Source organism: Arthrobacter sp. H14 (assembly GCF_000520495.1).
Classification (GTDB): Bacteria; Actinomycetota; Actinomycetes; order Actinomycetales; family Micrococcaceae; genus Arthrobacter_C.
Genome location: NZ_KI914651.1, coordinates 46887 through 47750, shown reverse-complemented (window position 1 = coordinate 47750; position 864 = coordinate 46887). Strand labels below are relative to the sequence as shown.

Annotated in this window: 1 protein-coding gene; it reads right to left on the bottom strand. The window is 67.1% G+C overall.

Annotation, left to right across the window (positions count from 1 at the left end):
* Positions 1-32 precede the first annotated feature (32 nt).
* A partial coding sequence (locus Y707_RS25150; protein WP_035781281.1) for a 2,5-dioxovalerate dehydrogenase occupies positions 33-864 on the bottom strand: 832 nt, incomplete at its 5' end.

The window sequence follows — 864 nt, the reverse complement described above, 5'->3', positions numbered from 1 at the left end:
CGCGCCGGCGCACTAGTGCCGCCCGAGGCGTGTTAGTGCACGCCCAGTTCGCCATCGATACGCCGCCATAGTCCGAGCGCATTGTCATCGCGCAGTTCCTGCGGCAGCAGTTCGGCAGGCACATTCTGATAGCTGACCGGGCGCAGGAAGCGTTCGATCGCAGCGCTGCCCACCGAGGTTGTCGCCGGGGCCGAGGTTGCGGGAAATGGGCCACCGTGGATCACGGCGTGGCCCACCTCGACACCAGTCGGCCAGCCGTTGAAGAGCACGCGTCCGGCCAGGAGCTCCAGCGCCGGAAGCAACGCTGCGGCGTCGTCGTAATCCTGCGGCGCGGCGTGCACGGTGGCGGTGAGTTGGCCCTCGAGCTGCCTGGCGATCTCCAGCATCTGATCAAGACCACACACCCGGACCACAAGCGAGGCGGAGCCGAAGGCCTCCTGGCTGAGCTCGGGATTGGCCAAAAAGGTGTCCCCGTCGGTCTGGAACAGGTGCGTTCGCCCGCACGCGGCAATCTGCTCATCCACCGCGCCGGCCGCTACGCTGCTCACCCCGTCCGCGGTTCGAATACGTTCGACGGCTTCGTCATAGCCGGAACGGATGCCGGCGTTGAGCATGGGCGACGCCACCGACTGTCGGACCGCCTCTGCCGCGCCGGCCATGAAGGCGTCCAGGCCCTCGCTCTCAAGCGCGAAGACCAGACCCGGGCTCGTGCACAGCTGCCCCACACCGGTGTTCACGGAGGCGATGAAGGCCTCACCCAGCTTCGTGCCTTTTGCGGCCAATGCCTGCGGCAGGATAAAGACCGGATTAACGCTGGACATCTCGGCATAAACGGGAACCGGCTCCGGCCGGCCGGCGGCAGCT